We start from the raw sequence: 18,213 nt of genomic DNA on the forward strand, positions 1-18,213 counted from the left end.
AAAGAAACCGGGGCGCTCGTCTTGTTTGGTAGCCGGTGAGCAATCGCTCATTCCGGGTGACCCAGACCGCTCATCCCGAGCGAAGTCGAGGGACGTAACGGGCGCGGGGCAGGCGATTCGATGAGCACTGAAACCGATTATTACGAGCTGCTCGAATGCAGCAAGACCGCCGACGATGGCACGATCAAGTCGTCGTACCGCCGGCTGGCGATGAAATGGCATCCCGACAAGAACCCCGGCGACGATGCCGCTGAACACCGCTTCAAGGCAATTTCGGAGGCCTATGACTGCCTCAAGGACCCGCAGAAGCGCGCCGCCTACGACCGCTTCGGCCATGCCGCCTTCCAGCAGGGCGGCGGTGCCGGCGCCGGCGCGCAGGACTTCGGCGGCTTCTCCGACATTTTCGAAAACATCTTCGGCGAATTCATGGGCGGCAACCGCGGCCAGCAACGCGGTCGCGGCGGCGCCACCCGCGGCCAGGACCTGCGCTACGACCTTGAAATGTCGCTCGAGGAAGCTTTTGCCGGCAAGGCCGCGACGCTGACCGTCGAAGTCGCCGCCGCCTGCGAGCCCTGCAGCGGCAGCGGCGCCAAGCCCGGCACCTCGGCACGCACCTGCACCACCTGCAACGGCCAGGGCCGCGTCGCCATGCGCCAGGGCCTGTTCGCCGTCGAACGCGCCTGCCCCCAATGCCATGGTTCGGGCCAGATCATCGCCGATCCGTGCGAAACCTGCGGCGGCGCCGGACGCGTCGAAAAGGAAAAGACCCTCAACGTCAATGTGCCGCGCGGCGTCGATGACGGCACCCGCATCCGCGTCGCCGGCGAAGGCGAGGCCGGCACGCGCGGCGGCCCGACCGGCGACCTGTACATCTTCGTCCATCTGAAGGCGCACAGCCTGTTCAAGCGCGACGGTACCACGCTGTTCGCCGTCGCCCCCATCTCGATCACCACCGCGGCGCTTGGCGGCGAGATCGAAGTCCCCGGCCTCGACCGCGAGGCCGCGGTCGTCCGGATCCCCCACGGCACCCAGACCGGCAAGCAATTCCGCGTCCGCGGCCGCGGCATGCCGGCGCTCAACAACGGTCAATCCGGCGGCGGCTTCGGCGACCTCGTCGTCCAGGTCGAGGTCGAAACTCCGGTCAAGCTGACCAAGCGCCAGCGCGAACTCCTCGAGGAATTCCAGACCCTAGAATCGGCCGAAGGCGGCAAGAACAACCCCCGCCAGACCGGCTTCTTCGACAAGCTCAAGGATGCCTGGAACGAACTGACCGATTGATCGGGACAGCATAATTTAGTTCGTCACCCCGGCGAAGGCCGGGGCCCATCTCCCGAGCCCGCCCCAAGGAACACGCCTTCACAAGCCCCATCCAACCGCGAAGGCGTCCCCCATGTCCCGCCTCCACAACCGCCGCATCCTCGTAACCGGCGCCGCCAACGGCCTCGGCCTGGCCTGCGCCGTCCGCTTCATCGCCGAAGGCGCCCGCGTCCTCCTGACCGACATCGACACCGAAAACGGCCAATCCGCCGCCGAAACCCTCGGCCCCAACGCCGCCTTCATCCCCTGCGACGTCTCCAGCCGCCCCGACATCGCCGCCGCCATCGAAAATTGCGTCTCCCGCTGGGGCGGCATCGACGTCCTCGTCAACAACGCCGGCATCGCCCCGCGCGGCGATATCCTGACCACCGACGAAGCCCTGTTCGACCGCGTCCTCGCCATCAACCTCAAGGCCGCCTTCCACGCCACGCAGCTCGCCGCCCCGCACATGATCGCACAAGCCAAGGGTGTCATCATCAACATGAGCAGCGTCAACGCCGTGCTCACCATCCCGACCCTGCTCGCCTACAACGTCGCCAAGGGCGGCCTCAACCAGCTCACCCGCAACACCGCCGTTGCCCTCGCCCCGCACGGCATCCGCGTTTGCGGCATCGGCCCTGGCACGATCCTCACCGAGCTCGCCAAAAACGCCGTCCTCTCCGACGAAGCCGCCCGCCGGATGATCCTGTCGCGCACGCCCTTGGGCCGCGCCGGCGAGCCCAGCGAAATCGCCGCCATCGCCGCCTTTCTCGCCAGCGACGACGCCTCCTACATCACCGGCGAGACGATCTACGCCGACGGCGGCCGCCTCGGTCTCAACTACACCGTCGCGGTCGACTAGTCCTCAACCCGCTCCGGCTTCCCCTTCCGCTTCGTCGAAGCCAGCTCATCCAACTGCTTCTCGCTCATCGAATCCAGCATCGCCTTCGACGCCCCCTGCAACCCAGCTTTCGGCATCTCACCGCGCTTCGCCGACAATGCAGCCCCTGCGGCCTTTTGCTGCGCTTTCGATTTCGCGGGCATCACATCTCTCCCTCTGCGGCCCCAAAAAAACCACCAACGACCGCGCCGGGTTCCGCTAACCCGCGCAGACGGCGTGACCTCGCCCGGCATATATGCCAAACGCCCCCGACGATTCCTTTGGAGCCCGTAAATGATCGACGCCGAATGGTGGGACTATGACGATGCCGACGAACTCGCCGAGGCCGTCGCCGGCGATGCCGGGTTCATCATCGAACAGGCCCTCGAAGCCCGCGGCCGCGCCATCATCGGGCTTCCGGGTGGCGAAACCCCCAAGGCCGCACTGACGCTGCTCGCCGCGCGCAAGATCGAATGGGCCGACGTCACCATCGTCCCCACCGACGATCGCCTGGTGCCGCCGACCGACCCGCGCTCGAACGTCGGCATGCTCGCCAAGCTGTTCCTGCCCAAAAAGGCCCGCGTCGTGCCGCTATGCGCCGGCGAAACCGACCCCGTCCTCGCCGGCCGCGCTGCCGACGAGCGCCTCGCCGATCTCGAATGGCCGCTCGATCTCGCCTGGCTCGGCGTCGGCGCCGACGGCCATGTCGCCTCGATCTTCCCCGGCCCCGACTATGACGCCGCGATCAACGGCCCCAAGGCCCGCCGCGCCATCGGCGTCCGCCCCGATCCGATGCCCGAAAACATGCCCGTCGCCCGCGTCACCCTGACCAAGGCCGCGCTCGTTTCCGCGCGCACCGTCACCCTCGTCCTCACCGGCAAGGACAAGCGCAAGCTCGTCGAAAAAGCCCTCAAGGACGGCGCCTCGAGCACCCTCCCAATCGGGCGACTGCTGGCCGACCTCGAAATGGACATCGACATCCACTGGTGCGAATAGCCCAGCCCGCGACAGGCATCAGCCGAACGGATTGTCGATCGAAGGCGGCGGCACCGAGAACCAGCGCGGCCCCGACGCCGTCATGTAGAAGCAATCCTCGAGCCGCACCCCGTACGAGCCCGGCCGATACAGGCCGGGTTCGTTCGAGAAACACATGCCCGGCGCCAGCTTCGTCGTCTCGCCGTGAACCAGATTGACCGGCTCATGCACATCGAGCCCGATGCCGTGCCCCGTCCGATGCGGCAGCCCCGGCGTCCTGTATCCCGGCCCATAGCCGAGCTTCTCGTAATACACCCGCACCGCGTCATCGACCGTCCCCGCCGCCGCGCCGACCTTCGCCGCCGCCAAGGCAATTTCCTGCCCGCGATGCACCTCGTCCCACATCGTCCGCTGCGCCCTGGTCGCCTCGCCGAACACGAAGGTTCGCGAAATATCGGCGTGATAGCCGTCGACTGTGCAACCGCAATCCATCAGGACCACCGATCCGGCCCGCACGAATTGCGGCTCACGCGAACCGTGTGGCAGCGCCGACCCCTCGTTGATCTGCACCCCGCCCGATGGCGTGTCGCCGCCCAGTCGCGTCACCGCAGCCGCCATCAGCGCATAGACATCGGCCGTGCCCATGCCCGGTTCGACCTTGCTCGACATGGCGCGATACGCGGCGATGGTGATATCCGACGCGCGCTGCATCAAAGCGATCTCCGCCGGCGTCTTGATCATCCGGCAGCCGTTGACGATCGCCGCACCATTGACGATCCGCACCCCCGGCAAGGCTTTTTGCAGCCCGTCGATGGCAAAGAACCGCACCGTATCCTCGATGCCGATGACGCCGCCCGCCAGCTTGTGCGACTTCAGCCAATCCGCCACCAGCGCCGCCGGATTCTCATCCTCCTGCCAGACCTTCACATCGCCCGGCACCACCAGCATCTCGCGGATCGACGGCTCCTCGAACCCCGGCGTGAACACGCACAATTCGCCGTCCGCCGGCAGCACCGCCGCGGTCAGCCGCTCGCTGCGCCACCATTTGACCCCGGTGAAATAATTCAGCGACGACCCGGCCTCGACCAGCAACGCCGCCATGCCATTGGCGCGCATCAGCGCCTGCGCCCGCCCCAGCCGCGCCATGCGCTCGGCCCGCCCGATCGGTGCGGCCTCGGCGATGCCGCCTACCGCCATGGCCGGCATTCCACCCGCCAGCGCCGCGACAAACCCACCGCCCAGCGCCATCACATCCCGGCGGCTTGTCGTCATGGGCGCACCGGCCCCGCGACATCGCGCAGCAAGACGTCCCAGTACAGCAGCTCCTTGTCGAACGAATCGAGCCGCACCCGCTCATCAGTCCCATGCGCGCGCCCATCGTCGGGGTGCACCATCGCCAGGCTGCCTGCCCCATAGGTCGGCACCCCCGCCCGCCGCCACACCCGGCCATCGGTGCCCCCCGACGACATGTTCGGCTTCACCGGCGCCCCCGTATAATTCACATGCACAGCCCGCGTCAGCGAATCGAACAGCCTGGCGTTGACCGGCGACACCGGGCTCTCGACGGTATCGCCATCGAGCGTCACCTTGATCGCCGCATTGCCGATCGCCTTTGTCAGCACCGCCTGCACCGCCGCCACCGAAGTCCCCGGAAAGATCCGGCAATTGACGGTCAGCACGGCGTTCTGCGGCAACGCATTCGGCGCATTGCCCGCCTTCAGCATCGTCGGCACGCACGTCGTCCACAGGATATTGGCATCCGACGGATGTTTCTCGGCAATCGCCCGCGCCGCTGCATCGGCCGGATTGGCCAGCAACGCCTTTAGCGCCCCGCCCAATTCATCGCTACGAGCTGCCACCCGATCAGCCACCATTGCCCGCGTAATCTCGTTGAATTCGACCGGAAACCGCACCGCCTGCACAGCCTTGATCGCATCGGCGATATCGAAGATCGCATTGTCCGGCCGCGGCACCGAGCTATGTCCACCCGAATTCGCCGCCGCGATCTGGTACGTCGCGACGGTTTTTTCCGCCGACTGGATGGCAAAACGCGGGTTCGATCCGTCGCGCTCCATCTGCCCGCCGCCGGCATCCGAATTTAGCGCGAACTCGGCGTCCTTCACCCACGCATGCGCCGCGAGCAGGCGTGTCGTCCGCATGCCGGTTTCCTCGTCACCCGAAAACGCCAGCACGACATCACGATCGGGCACCCATCCGGCGCGCTTCAACCGCAGGAAACTTGTCGCCAGCAACGTCATGCCGGCCTTGTTGTCACTCGACCCGCGGCCATAAAGATAGCCGTCCTTCTCGATCGGCTGCCACGGATCGGTCGCCCAATTCTCCGCCAGCGCGCCGACGACGTCCATATGCGCCAACAGTGCAATCGGCTTGCGCGCCGCCGACTTGCCGCGATACCGCACCAACAGGCCTACCGTCTTCTCCCCGTCGATCACCGCCGGCAGCATGACGATATCCTCGGCGGCAAACCCCGCCGCGCGAAACCGCACCGCCAGCGCCTCCGCCAGCACCGGCACCTGGCCTTCGCCCTTGGCGGTCTTGATGGCGATCATCTGCCTGATGATCGCTCGCGCCTCGGCCTTCTCGGCAGGCGTCACCGGCGGCGGAGCAGCCGCCGTCAGCAAAACCACGCCGGCCAGCACGCCAAGCCGCTTGATCATCATCATGTCCTATCGTGTACGGTAGCAGGTGGCGGGATGCACCCGTCCCCTGCTCATCAGAATCCGACGGTGACGCTGGCGAACAGGAACCGCCCCGTCGCATCGTAGAACTGCGGATAGGTGTTGCCGTTGCCGCCGTCCTCGATCGCTGCCGTCGTCGTCAGCGGCGGATCCTTGTCGAACAAATTGTTGATGCCGACGCGCAGGTTGAAGTCCTTGCGGATCTCATAGCCAGCCGACAGATCGAAGTAGCTGCGCGCCCCAAGCTCGCGATTGACCTCGGCGAAGCTGCCGGTCAGCACCGGCTGGTCGCTGGTCTGCGCGACCTTGACCGACGAGACATAGCGCCAGGTCAGCGACAAATTTAGGTCCCATGGCGTGTTCCAGGTGATCATCAGCTGGTGGCGCCATTCCGGACGCGGCCGACCGCACAACCCGGCATAAAGCCCGGCGCATTCATAGATGTCGGCCTCTGGCGAATTCGGCAGCGGCGTCGTCTTGAAGCTGTTGAGGTAGGTGCCGTTCAGATTGAAGGCGACCGAACCGAGGTCGCTGCCGAAGGTCTCATCGAGGCCAAGGCGGTAGTCGATCGCGAGATCGATGCCGCTGGTCTGCAGCTGCCCAGTGTTGACGTTAAAGCGCTTGAAATAGCCCGCTTCACCCTGCCACAACGAACCGGTGCCGGGGTTGCGCTGGATCAGGTTGCAAAAGTACGGGTCGCCGCTGTTGATGCAGTTGCTCAGCGACAGGTTGGGGTTGACGCTGCCGACCAGGTCCTTGACCTTGATGTTGAAGTAATCGATCGAGATTGTCAGGCCCGGCGCGAACGATGGCCGGAGCACGGTGCCGACCGACACGGTATCGGCGGTCTCGGGCTGAAGATCGGGGTTGCCACCGATCAGCGAGTTGAACTGCCCGGCAGGGTTGTCGACGATAAAGCCATATTGCCCCGCCGTCACGCCGGTGCGAGCGCATTGCGCAGCACTGGCAAACGGCCGTGCGCCGGCGCACGGATCGAACGAGCCGTCGGCATTCTCGGTCAGCTCGACTTCGAACAAGGACTGCCCCGAAAACAGCTCGATGACGTTCGGGGCGCGAACGGCACGCTGGAAACTGCCGCGGAAGCGGATGTCCGGGATGGGCGCCCAGGTGCCGCCGATCTTGTAGGCGTTCGAGGTAAAGCCGGTGTCGTAATCCGAATAGCGAAAGGCGCCTTCGATCGACAACAGGTCGAAGAACGGCCGGTTTTCGACGATCGGCGCGTTGATTTCGATGAACGCTTCCTTGGCCACGGTCGAACCCGTGATTGGCAGTTCGGGCGACGCCGCCTGCTGATAGATTTCGTCGGGCTGGTAGTCGACGGTATTCTTGCGATACTCGGCCCCGAAAGCGATGCCGACGCCGTTCTCCGCCCAGGGCGACTGGATACCGTATTCGCCAAGGTTGCCGTCGATCGACAGCACGATGTTGGTCAGGCTGGTGTCACCGGTGATCGACTTGAACTCCGCAACATAGTCTGCCGAGGCCTGGCTCGCTTGCGGCCCGAAATAATTGAGCGGCGCGCATTTGGCGTCGTTGTTGTCGGGGTTGGCGTCGGCGTTGATCTTGCAGACCGTCTGCCCGAACGTCGCCGAGCCGGCACGCTGGTCGCGCACCGCGTAAAACGCGTTCGCTGTCCGCGCCCGATTGGCATCGCCGGTAAAGCGGCTGCGGTAACCGACATTGGCGTACTGGCCGTACAGGTCATAATGGAACGGCCCGAACAGGTCGCCCTTGACGCCGCCGACGATGCGGTAGGTGGTGTGGCGGATATCGTCCTGCCGGTTGCCGCCCTCGACGTTGCGGCGCGCCACCAGCACGCCGGTCGCCACGCCCTGCGGCCCGACATAATTGCCCGACGCGTCATAGGTGCTGCCGGTGGCCAGGCCGCTGGCCGTGCACAGGAAATTGGCCTGCTGGGCGCTCAGGAACGGGTTGTCGCAGTTGATGCCGCTGATCCCGCTCGACGTGACGTTGATGCCGCCACTGTTGTTGCCCGGGGCGATCTGGGCGACCGAACGGTCATCCATGAAGTTGAGCTCGAGGTAGGGCACGAAATGCGCGTTGATCTCGTAATGCGCCAGCGCCCCCAGCATGTAGCGCTGGTCGGGACGCTGGTAGTAATTCGCCGGCGCGAAGTTATAGGTCGAGGTGCCGGGTACGAAAGTGCCATTGGAAACCCGGAACGACGTCGGTACGCCGCCAAGGCGCCCGCCATTGGTCAGGTTCGCCGGCGCATTGTTGGCCGAACCGCTGCAGGTGTAATCGGTCCCGCCAACGCCGGTCGCGCCCAGGGCGCAGGCGCTATAGTCGAAATCCTTCTGCAGGATCGGGTTGACCTTGCGGTACGACGCGAACGCCGTGACGTTGCCCTTGCCTTCGGCAAAGTTGGTGCCCACGACGACCGAATAGTCCTGGGCGAAGCCGTTCCAGACATTTTTGTCGGCGAGCGGATACTGGCCCGGCACGCGCACATTGAAGCTGTCGACCAGCCCGCGCAGTTCGGCATTGTTGTTGTTGTGCTGGAACGTCGACACATTCGCCGTGGCCTTGAGGCCCTGGAAATCGTCGATCAGCTTGAAATTGACGACGCCGGCGATGGCATCCGAACCATAGATCGCCGAGGCGCCGCCCGTCAGCACTTCGACCGACGAGATCAGCGCCTGCGGCACCTGGTTGACGTCGGACGGGATATTCTTGGGCGAGCCATAAGGCAGCCGCCGGCCGTTGACGAGGACGAGGGTACGCGACGGCGTCAGCCCGCGAAGATCGACCTGCGCGGTGCCGGTGGCTTCGTTGGAGTTATTGGCCCCCTGCGCTGCAAACACCTGCGGCAACTGGTTGAGCAAATCCTCGGTGCGGACGACACCGCGGATGGTGAAATCCTCGCTGCTCACCGAGGTGATCGGGCTGACGCTGATGGCATTGCCCGACCGGATGCGCGAACCGGTGACGATGATCGCTTCGTCATCGACCCCAGCATCGACCGCAGCGTCGATCGCCGGACCGGCAGCAACGCCCGTCTCGGGCGCGGCGGTCTGGGCCGCCACCGGCGCAGCGGCGACCCAGCCGATCAGCATGCTCGAGGCCATCAGGGCAGCTCTGGCATTGAAATGGCGCATGAATTTCTCCTGGAATGATTGGTGCAAGCAAGGCTGTGGCGGTCACCGCAACCCGGCCCTTTAAAAACAGCGATCGAAAGCTCGAAAGTTCGGCCTAGTACCGCCAGCTGGTCAGGTCGGCGCCCGGCGGTGCTGAATCCGCCATGCGCTTGAGCATCTTGTCGACATACATGGTGTGATAACGCAGCCGGCCGATGGCATTCGGCAGGTTCGGATCACCATTCCAGCAATGCTCGTCGCGATCCCCATAGGTGACTTCACCCTGGTACGCCGGCGTCGCCTTCTTGAGGAAGTCCTCGGTCAAGTAAACCGCATTGTTGAGATAGTAATTATCCATGTCGCCGATATAGATATGCACCTTGCCCGCAAGCTTGGGCCCCAGCGTCTTCCAGTCGCGCTCCATGATGTAGCGAAGGTCGTAATTCTGGCGCCAGTATTCGGCGACCTTCTTGTCGATCACCCCGGTGCGCTTGTCATAGATGCGCTGCGGATAACCATCGGCGCCCATCGGCGAATAAACCGCCTCCCAGACATCCCATTGGCCACCCGACCGCGTCTTGTCGCCAAGCACCAGCTCAAGCCGGTTTTCCATCTCGGTCGTATAGGCGACATGCCCGAGATAGTTGCGTTTGCCCGGCTTGGCGACACGGCCGAACTTGCCTTCGTTCCAATAGGCATTCTCGTCTTCGTAGATGTTGGTGACCATGTTCTGGCGGAAATCGATCGGGTCGGGGCAGGCGGCAAACGCACCATTATACGAATCCGGATATTTCACCTGGACCCCGAGCGCCTCCCAGCCCCCCGTCGAGCCGCCATAGAGAAACCGCGACCAACCAGCACCGATGCCGCGATAGCGCTTCTCGAGCTCGGGCACGAACTCATAGGTAATGGCATCGCCATACGGCCCAAGATTGGCCGAATTCACCGCATAACTGTCGTCATAATACGGATTGCTATGGTCGATCTCGACGATCAGCATCCGCGGGAAGTCCTTGGAATTCCACTTCTGGTAGAGGTCGTACGCCTCCTTGTCCTCGATGCGGTTATAGCAAGGCTCGTTGAACCGTGCGCTCGGCACGCACTTGGCGTTCGGATCGGGCGGCGTCGTCCGGAACCCGCCGAAATCATCGGGAAAATGCCCGTGATAGATGACCAGCGGATATTTTGCTTCCGGATGCTTGTCGAAATCCTTGGGGACCAGGACGTGCCCGCGAATGAACACGTCGGTGCCCCAGAATTTCGACAGTCTCTCGCTACGGATCTTGAAATGCTTGACGAATTCGGTGTCCTTGGGCTCGGCGATCGCCGGCAGGACCGTATCGAGCGCCACCGCGACTTCGCCGGTTTTCGCCGGATCGAACGAAACCTTGACCGGCTTGCTGACGATATTGCCCGGCTCCTTGCGCCAATTCTGCCCGGCGCCGCGCGCCGCCGGCAACTTGACGTTCTTGCCACCCGCAAGCTTGTACGTCTGGTATTTGTGAAAAACGCCCTGGACGAAATAATCGCCCTTGGGCAAGTTCGCCATGTCCTCGGCGGGATAACCCAGCACGCCCGGGCCGATCGCCACCGCGCCACCGGGCTTCAATCCGTCGACATTGACCCCGAAGATCTGCGCATTCAAATTGTCGGCGCCGACCTGGAAGCGCGGCTCGGTCTTGCCATCGGGCGTGATGATGACCAGCATTCGGCCGTCGTTCGAAGCATCGATCCCCGTCGCCGGCAGCGTGAGGCGAAAGCTCTCCGCCGCCACCGGCACCGCGGCCATGCCGAACGCCAGGCCACAAATCAACGCACGCTTGCTCATACCACCACCCCTGGTCATCCTTGTTCGGCCCGGGCCCCGCCTCACCCGCCGCGTCGGACCGCCGTCGCCGGCTCCCCGCCCGGCACTCTGGCTTTGCACGCGCTGGCGGCCCAAAAGGCACTGCGCTTGCACTGACGCGGAAATGCAACGTTTCCACGCTATAATTGATAGCCGCAATTCGTGAGTCGTCCAGCAAAATCCGTCCATTTTCACACGAATTGTGAAAGCCGATTGGTTATAGTGACAAAATGGCCACAACGGGCCGGAGCTGCACCCAGGCAGCGCCCGCGCCGGGGGTTAAAAAGCACATTACATGAAAAAAAGCGTGTCTTCTGTCGGATTATAGACTCGGCACCAGCCTTTTTCTGCTACTGCCAGCCCAGATACGCAATCGGCGCGAACGAATTGTGTACTGAAAAACGCTTTTGGTGGATGAACGATGACACGTAAAGAAACGACAGACAAACCAACTGTTGCAGCCAGCGTCTTCGATCCGAGCAACAGCAGTTTCCGGCTCGATAATTCGCCATTCTATCTGATGGCCCATGCCGATTTCAAATATCATGTCGACATGGACAAGGTGCTGCACAAGCACGGCGTTTCAAAACCGATCTACCGCATCATGACCGTCCTGCGCGAACGCCAGCCCGCCAGCATCGGCACCATCGCCGACGCCGCGCTGACCAAGCGCTCGACGGTCAGCCGGCTCATCGAACGCATGCTCGAACAGGGCCTTGTCAGCACCGAGCCCAATGCCGAGGACAACCGCGTCACCGAGGTCATGCTCACCCCCGCCGGCCAGCAGCTGCTCCGCAAGCTGACCCCCGTCGTCGGCCGCCAGATGGCCCGCGCCATGGAGGGCCTCGGCCCGCGCGACATAACCGCCTTGCTGCGCATCTTGACCCGCATCGGCCAGAATCTCAGCAAGCTGCCGATCGAATAGTCGCTAATTCGACAGTCGCGCCAACGACATCAGCAGCCGCGGTAACACCATCGCCCCGGCGTGCATGCGGATCGGCACCGGCCGCCGCGGCGTCACCGACAGTCCGCTCCGGCTCCCCGCCGCCAGCGCCTGCGCCACCTCACGGCCGATCCCGGCATTGATCGCCAGGCCGCGCCCGTTGCATGCCTGGATCGCCAGCGCATCACCGCCCAGGTCATAAAGCTCGGGCAGGAACGACGTGTTCACCCAGGCCGTGCCCTCCCAGACATGGCTGATCCGCGGCGTCGCCATCCCCTCGAACGCCCGCACCAGCCGCCGGCGCGCTTCGGCCCGCACCGCCCGTTCGCCCTGCACCAGAAAGGTCCGCGCAAACGCCGAAACCAGCCCGCCGCCGCCATCATAGCGCGCCGTGAAAACATACGGCTTCTTGTCGGTAAAGCTCCCGCCCCGCGGCAGAATCCACGCGCGCTCGGCCGCCGACAATGGCTCGGTGGCGAACTCGACCACCCGCAGCGGCAGAATCGTATCGCGCAGCGCCGGGTGCAGCGCCGGATTGCCGCCGTTCGCCGCCAGCACCAGCCGCCGCGCCGTCACGCTCCCCCGCGGCGTCACCGCGCGCCAGCCACCGGCGGTCTGCACCAGCCCCGACACCGGACACCCCGTGAACACCCCCGCCCCGGCACCCGCCGCCACCCGCGCCAACCCGCGCGCAAACGCCAGCGGGTTGAGCGAGCCGCCGTCGATGAACCGCAACGCCCCCAGATATTCGCGCGACCCAAGCGCCGCGCCGGTTTCCTCAGGCCCGACAAAATCGACATCGAACCCGCGCTCGCGCCATTGCTCGGCATAATCCTGCTGCGCCGCGACCAGCGGCTCGGTATGCGCCGGGCTCCAGAACCCGTCCTGCCGCGCGTCGCAATCGATGCCGTGGCGCGCAACCAGGTCGAAACACAGCTGCGCCGATTTGGCGACAAGCCGCACCAGCCGTCCCCCCGCCTGCGTCCCGAACGCCGCCTCGACCTTCGCCGGGCTGTGCCGGATGAAATCGGGCGCGATCAACCCACCGCTCTGCCCGGTCGCGCCGCTGCCGACTTCGCCCGCCTCGAGCAAGGTCACATTAACCCCCGCTTCGGCCAGATGCAGCGCCGCCGACAGTCCGGCTACACCGCCGCCGATGACCAGCACGTCGGTCTCGCGGTCACCGACCAACGCTCCGAATTCAGGCCCAGCCGCCGCCGTTTCCCGCCACAGCGACCCCGCTACCGCGCCACCCGGTCGGCGGCTATGACCGTTCAAAGAACTCATCGTTCGCAACTTTCCTGATGGCCCGTCTTCGGGTCCGGTCCGCGGTTTCAGGCGAGCGAAGCCTCTTTGGGCGCGCTCTCCACGGCAAGCCGCCGCGCGGCGACGACGAACAGCAGCACAACCACCAGCGCGACCGGCGTATTCATGATCATCGGCAACGACATCTCGTTGTTGCCGACGATGCTGACGGCGATGAAAATCGCCGTCCCCTCCTGCCGCATCAGATGCTCGACGCCGATCGCGACCCCTTCGCGGCGATTGAAACGCATCATTTTCACACTCGCCAGCACCACCACCAGCGTGATCAGATTGATCGCCAGCGTGATCCAGAACAGCGCCCCCAGATTGACCCGCAGCACCGGCAACTGATCGGCCAGGATGAAGCCGAACGAGGTGAACAGCACCAAGGTCGCGCCGAGCTTCAACGGCGCCTTGATCCGCGCCGCCAACGTGGGCCGCAGCGCCCGAATGGCAAACCCCGCCGCCGCCGGCAGCACCGTGATCGAGAATATGTTCCAGATGAACGCGCCCAGCGGCACATCGACATCGGCCTCGACACCCATGAAATGCAGGATGGCGAAATGCGCATAGAATGGCACCACGACGATATAGATCATGCTGAGCACCAGCGTCATCGACATCGAAAGCGCCAGATCACCCTTGGCCATGTCGGTGAAAAGGTTCGACAACATGCCGCCCGGCGTCGTCGCGAGCAGGATGAAGCCGACCGCCAGCCCCGGCGTCGGCGCCACCGTCAACGCCATCGCCAACCCGATCAGCGGCGGCACCACCATCATGCTGGCGACCCCGAACACCAGCGCCCGCCGGTTGCGGAACACCATGCGAAAATCATCCGCGGTCAGCGACAGCCCCATCGCCGCCATGACACAGACCAAAGACCCTGGCAGCAGCCAGTCCCCGATCAATGCCATCATGTCCGAATATTGCATCAACCGGCCGTTTCGATGGTCAACCGGCAAGCCCCGTTCCGCCGGATCGTCCGAAAATCGGCCTGCGCCTGCATCAGATCCTCGGGCACTATCCGCGCGCAGACATTCGCCCTGATCCACCCGAACGGCATCAACAACCGCCCGCCGCCCGCATAAAACAGCCCGATGTCATAGAAATTGCCCGGCGGCAGCCCCTTGATGCTGCCCGCCGCCAGGTACGACAGCACGATCTCGCCAGCGTCCGGAAACGACGTCGCATTCTCCTCGGCAATCGCGGACGCCGCAAAATCCGCCGGCAGCAATCCCGCCGGAATCGGCACCGATATCTCCGGCCCGGTCCACATCGCATGCACCGCATCGAAGCTCGATCGCCGCTCTGCCAGCGCCCACAGAAATTCGCACGATTGCGGCGCCTCGGCCTCGAGCAACAGGCACCGCGCCGACAGCCCCGACCGCGGCTCGGTAAATCGAATATGGCGCATCACGGCTGCTCCGGCTTGAGATAGCGCCCGAAAAACGCCGCCATCTTGTTGAAGGCAAAGCGCGTCTGCGCCAGATTATCACTCGCCCAGGCATGGTTCCCGCCCGGCAGCGTCACCAGCTCGAACGGCTGCTCATTGGCGATCAGCTTCTCGGTGAACGCCACCGTATCCGAATACAGCACCACCGGATCGCGGCTGCCATGAATGATCATCAACGGGTCGGCGATGCCCTTGCTCTGGAACAGCGGCGACTGCGCCTCATAGCGACCGGGCATGTCCGCCCCTGTCGGCGGCCCCGCCACCATCATCTCCGATGGATAGGCATGCCAGACATTCGTCGCCGGCGCCCCGGCAACGCCCGCCGCATAGACGCCGGGCTTTTTCGCCAACGACATCAACGTCACCAACCCGCCATAGCTCGACCCCCAGATGCCGACGCGCTTCGGATCGACATAACCCTTCGCCACCAGGTGCCGAACCCCGCTCTCGAGGTCGTTGATATCGGTCTCGCCATAGCTGTGATGCTGCCCGACATTATGCGCCCGCCCCTGGCCCCAGCTGCCGCGCACATTGACGTTGATGACGATATAGCCCTGCCCGACGAAATACTGGTCGATTCCCCAGGTCGGATGCGCCCGCCGCCCGCCCCACTGGTTGCGCACGCTGTCCGAATAGACCGAGCCGACGATCAGCGGATACCGCTTCGCCGGGTCATAATTCGCCGGCAGGCTGACCCGCGCGACAAGGTTGGTGCCATCCACATGGCTCGGAAACTCCATGTAGCCGATCCGTGCCCAGGTCTGCCTGTAGAACCCCGGCAACGGCGATTTCGTCACCGCCACGGCATCGCCCGGCTTGCCAAGATCGAGCATCAGCAATTCCGGCGGCGTCACATCATTGCTGAAGAAACTCGCTGCATGGGAGAACCCCGGCGAAAACACCGGCTCATGCGTCCCCGGCGTCTTCGGACTAACCCGCGTCATCGTCCCACCGGCCATCGCCACGCGATAAAGCTGCCGCTCCGCCAACTGCGCTTCGTTGGCGAGGAAATAAATCTGCCCAGCGTCGCGATCGACGCTGAACGACGCGATCTCCCACTTGCCGCTGGTCAACTGCCGCGGCACCGCCCCCGCGGTCTTCTGATGATACAGCTGCAAATAGCCATCGCGATCGGTCAGGATAATCAGCCCATCATCGTCCGGCGCCCATTCGACCTGCCAGTCGGGCCGCAGATGCACCGCATCGCGCAAGCCATAGAACCGCTCGCGCGCCCCGCTGGCAACGTCATAGACATCGACCGCATGGTCCTTCGCCTCGAGGTCGGAGCTGTTGATGAACAACCGCCGGCCATCACCCGACAGGCCATAATTCCAAACCAGCCCCTTCACATCGGGCCGATCGTAAAATCGCGGGCGCCCCGAAGCGACATCGACGACCCCGATCCGCTCGCGCGTCGTCTCGTCACCCGGAAACGCCCGCGCGACGCGGTTGTCCTGCAATTTCCCGCCGGCATAATAATGGATATCGCGCTCGGGCATCAGCCGGTCATCGGCCAGGTCGAACGCGATCGCCCGCCCATCGCGCGACCATTGAAAATCCTTCACATAAAGCTTGGGATCATCACCGCCGGCAATCGCCCGCGCCTTCCTCCCGGCTGCTGCCACATCGCGAACCAGCAGCACCCCGCCCGGCATCACCCGTCCTCGCGAATCCCCCGGCAGGTCCGCCACGAACGCAAGCTTCGTCCGGTCCGGCGACACCGCCAGCTGCCGCACGCCCCGGTAACCCGCCTCGATCGCCGCCACCGCGCCATCGGCCGCGCGCAGATACAGCCCGCCGCCGAGCACATAAGCGATGCGGCCGCCGCCCAGATCGACGGTCTGCGACACGCCAGCGCCATCGTCGCCACCGTTCTTGCCAAGCTGCGTCAGCCGCGACTTCCGGCCGGTCGCAACCTCGTAGACCCAGATATCGCGAAAGCGCCGGCCCTCGTCGTTCCACAAAAACAACACCCGCCCGCCATCCGCCGACCAGGCAAAGCCCTCCGGCGTCGTGCCGATAATGCTCTGCGGCTGGTAAAGCGCGTCGATCGACAGCGTCGTCCCCGCCACCGCCGCCGTTCCGCGCATCGGCGCAACCTGTGCGCAAGCGCCCGCCGCCATCAGCGCCAACCAGCACGCAAGAACCACCGCCCCCCACCGGCGAACATTCAACATCGTCGCAACATCCCCCGATCATTTCTTCGGCTCATAAGCATGTGATTTTGGTCATATTATGCGACAACGGTCAAGGCCGTTCGAAATAGACACTGCTGTCCTACACCCCCCAAAGCCGCTAACAATGCGCTTCGCTTCCGACCACTTTACACCGCCGCCCCACAAAAAACGCCGAAAGCGGAAAATGCGGAAAATGTTAACGATTTCGACAGTGCGCGAGAACGGCACAACCCGCTCTAAAGGCTCTCGAAAAACACCGACAATCGCTCCATCGCCTCGATCAGCCGCGCCTCCGACACCGATCCGAAGCAAACCCGCAAATGCCCCTCGCCCGCAGGCCCGTAAAAGTCACCCGCCTCGACAACCACATGCGCCTTATCGAGGATCAACATCGCTAATTCGCTCGATGTCCTGCCAGTCCCGCGAATATCCGGAAACGCATAAATCGTCGCCTCCGGCACCGCGCAACTCACCCCCGGCAAGCGATTGAGCCCCGCGACCACGATATCACGCTTGCGCCGATCCGCCTCGACCATTGCCAGCATCGGCGCCTGCGGACCCGTCACCGCCGCGATCGCCCCTTCCTGGATGAACACGTTCACATGCGTCACGTCGGTCATCGTGATCCGCATCAGCGCCGGCATCAACGCCGCGTCGGCGGTCAAATACCCAATGCGCCAACCATCCATTGAATAGGCCTTGGTAAAGGCAAAACAGCTGATCGTCCGCGCGCGCATTCCCGGCAAGGCCGCGATGCTGACATGCCGCGCCCCATCATAGGTGATGAACTCGTAAACCTCGTCCGACAGCACCAGCAAATCATGCGCGATCGCCAGGTCGGCCACGTCCTGCAACTCGGCGCGCGTATAGACCCGTCCCGTCGGATTGGCCGGATTGACCAGCACGATCATTCGCGTCCGCGGCGTGATCGCCGCCGCAATCGCCTGGCGTGAAATCGCGAACCCGTTCGCCGCATCGAGCCCCGCCACGACAACGCGTCCGCCGGCCAATTCCGTCTTGCCGATATGCTGCGGATAATAGGGCTCGAGCAAGATCACCTCGTCGCCCGGATCGATCGCCGCCATGAACGCCGCAAACGACGCATGCGTCAGCCCGTTGGTAACCAGCACCTCGTCGACGCCGTAATCGAGCCCATTGAAATCGCGCAGCTTCGCCGCCAGTGCCTCGCGCAACGGCAGCGTCCCCCGAAAGTCGCCGTAATGCACCACCCCCGCATCGAGCGCCGCCTTCGTCGCCTCCTTGATATGCAAAGGCGTGTCGGCAAACGGCCGCCCGAACTCCAGGTGAATCAGATCGACCCCTTCGGCGTCCAGCCGCGCCGCCACCTCGTACATCCCGAAACTCTTCGTGGACCCGCCCACCAGACGCTCTGCCGGCCACTTCATCGTCGAATATTCCCCCATCGCCGCCACCCGCGCCGTCCGCCTTGTCGCGGCGCGCTCGCCCCGATGTCAACCGGGTCGTGCGATAGTCGGTCGTTTGCCGCCAGTTACGCCTCG

General features: G+C 64.5%; 14 protein-coding genes. 4 read left to right on the top strand and 10 right to left on the bottom strand.

Features of this window, described 5'->3' with window-relative positions; translation table 11 throughout:
• The first annotated feature begins 120 nt into the window (after positions 1-120).
• Positions 121-1,278: a molecular chaperone DnaJ gene (dnaJ, locus tag IEW98_RS10725; RefSeq protein WP_188762957.1), complete on the top strand. Its 1,158-nt coding sequence runs from the start codon at positions 121-123 to the stop codon at positions 1,276-1,278.
• A gap of 112 nt (positions 1,279-1,390) precedes the next feature.
• Positions 1,391-2,158, top strand: a complete 768-nt coding sequence (locus IEW98_RS10730; RefSeq protein ID WP_188762958.1) for an SDR family NAD(P)-dependent oxidoreductase — start codon at positions 1,391-1,393, stop codon at positions 2,156-2,158.
• Here the strand turns inward: IEW98_RS10730 and IEW98_RS10735 are convergent.
• Positions 2,155-2,340 carry a DUF3008 family protein gene (locus IEW98_RS10735; protein WP_188762959.1) on the bottom strand — a complete coding sequence of 62 codons (186 nt, stop codon included), beginning with the start codon at positions 2,338-2,340 and terminating at the stop codon, positions 2,155-2,157. The two genes, IEW98_RS10730 and IEW98_RS10735, sit on opposite strands and share 4 nt — an antisense overlap.
• A 130-nt stretch (positions 2,341-2,470) precedes the next feature.
• Between IEW98_RS10735 and pgl the strand changes: the two genes are divergently transcribed.
• Entirely contained in the window at positions 2,471-3,172 is a 702-nt protein-coding gene (gene pgl, locus IEW98_RS10740; protein WP_188762960.1) for a 6-phosphogluconolactonase, read from the top strand.
• 18 nt (positions 3,173-3,190) lie between these two features.
• Here the strand turns inward: pgl and IEW98_RS10745 are convergent, their stop codons facing one another.
• The 4 genes from IEW98_RS10745 to IEW98_RS10760 all read right to left on the bottom strand — a co-directional run bounded on the left by IEW98_RS10745 (position 3,191) and on the right by IEW98_RS10760 (position 10,797).
• On the bottom strand, positions 3,191-4,423 hold the full coding sequence (locus IEW98_RS10745) for a M24 family metallopeptidase (protein ID WP_188762961.1): 1,233 nt from the start codon (positions 4,421-4,423) through the stop codon (positions 3,191-3,193).
• Positions 4,420-5,835, bottom strand: a complete 1,416-nt coding sequence (locus IEW98_RS10750; RefSeq protein ID WP_188762962.1) for a M20/M25/M40 family metallo-hydrolase — start codon at positions 5,833-5,835, stop codon at positions 4,420-4,422. The genes IEW98_RS10745 and IEW98_RS10750 overlap by 4 nt, the downstream gene beginning before the upstream one ends.
• A 50-nt stretch (positions 5,836-5,885) precedes the next feature.
• On the bottom strand, positions 5,886-8,990 hold the full coding sequence (locus IEW98_RS10755) for a TonB-dependent receptor domain-containing protein (protein WP_188762963.1): 3,105 nt from the start codon (positions 8,988-8,990) through the stop codon (positions 5,886-5,888).
• A gap of 94 nt (positions 8,991-9,084) precedes the next feature.
• On the bottom strand, positions 9,085-10,797 hold the full coding sequence (locus tag IEW98_RS10760) for an alpha/beta hydrolase (RefSeq protein WP_188762964.1): 1,713 nt from the start codon (positions 10,795-10,797) through the stop codon (positions 9,085-9,087).
• A gap of 439 nt (positions 10,798-11,236) precedes the next feature.
• Between IEW98_RS10760 and IEW98_RS10765 the strand changes: the two genes are divergently transcribed.
• On the top strand, positions 11,237-11,740 hold the full coding sequence (locus tag IEW98_RS10765; RefSeq protein ID WP_188762965.1) for a MarR family winged helix-turn-helix transcriptional regulator: 504 nt from the start codon (positions 11,237-11,239) through the stop codon (positions 11,738-11,740).
• Positions 11,741-11,743: 3 nt separating this feature from the next.
• Here the strand turns inward: IEW98_RS10765 and IEW98_RS10770 are convergent, their stop codons facing one another.
• From IEW98_RS10770 to IEW98_RS10790, 5 genes are all read right to left on the bottom strand, one after another.
• Positions 11,744-13,045, bottom strand: coding sequence for an NAD(P)/FAD-dependent oxidoreductase (locus IEW98_RS10770; protein WP_188762966.1), 1,302 nt, complete (start codon positions 13,043-13,045; stop codon positions 11,744-11,746).
• A 47-nt stretch (positions 13,046-13,092) separates the two neighbouring features.
• Complete coding sequence (locus tag IEW98_RS10775) at positions 13,093-13,980, bottom strand: bile acid:sodium symporter family protein (protein WP_188762967.1); 888 nt, start codon at positions 13,978-13,980, stop codon at positions 13,093-13,095.
• 14 nt (positions 13,981-13,994) lie between these two features.
• The gene (locus IEW98_RS10780) at positions 13,995-14,477 is read right to left on the bottom strand and encodes a DUF3830 family protein (protein WP_188762968.1); all 483 of its coding nucleotides are present in this window, start codon (positions 14,475-14,477) and stop codon (positions 13,995-13,997) included.
• Positions 14,477-16,693 (bottom strand): prolyl oligopeptidase family serine peptidase, encoded by a 2,217-nt coding sequence (locus tag IEW98_RS10785; protein ID WP_188762969.1) that lies wholly within the window; start codon positions 16,691-16,693, stop codon positions 14,477-14,479. Before IEW98_RS10785 ends, IEW98_RS10780 begins: the two co-directional genes overlap by 1 nt.
• A gap of 236 nt (positions 16,694-16,929) precedes the next feature.
• A complete protein-coding gene (locus IEW98_RS10790; protein ID WP_243450699.1) occupies positions 16,930-18,099 on the bottom strand; it encodes a pyridoxal phosphate-dependent aminotransferase in 1,170 nt (389 codons plus the stop codon).
• Positions 18,100-18,213 lie beyond the last annotated feature (114 nt).

Source organism: Sandarakinorhabdus glacialis (assembly GCF_014643455.1).
Classification (GTDB): domain Bacteria; phylum Pseudomonadota; class Alphaproteobacteria; order Sphingomonadales; family Sphingomonadaceae; genus Sandarakinorhabdus; species Sandarakinorhabdus glacialis.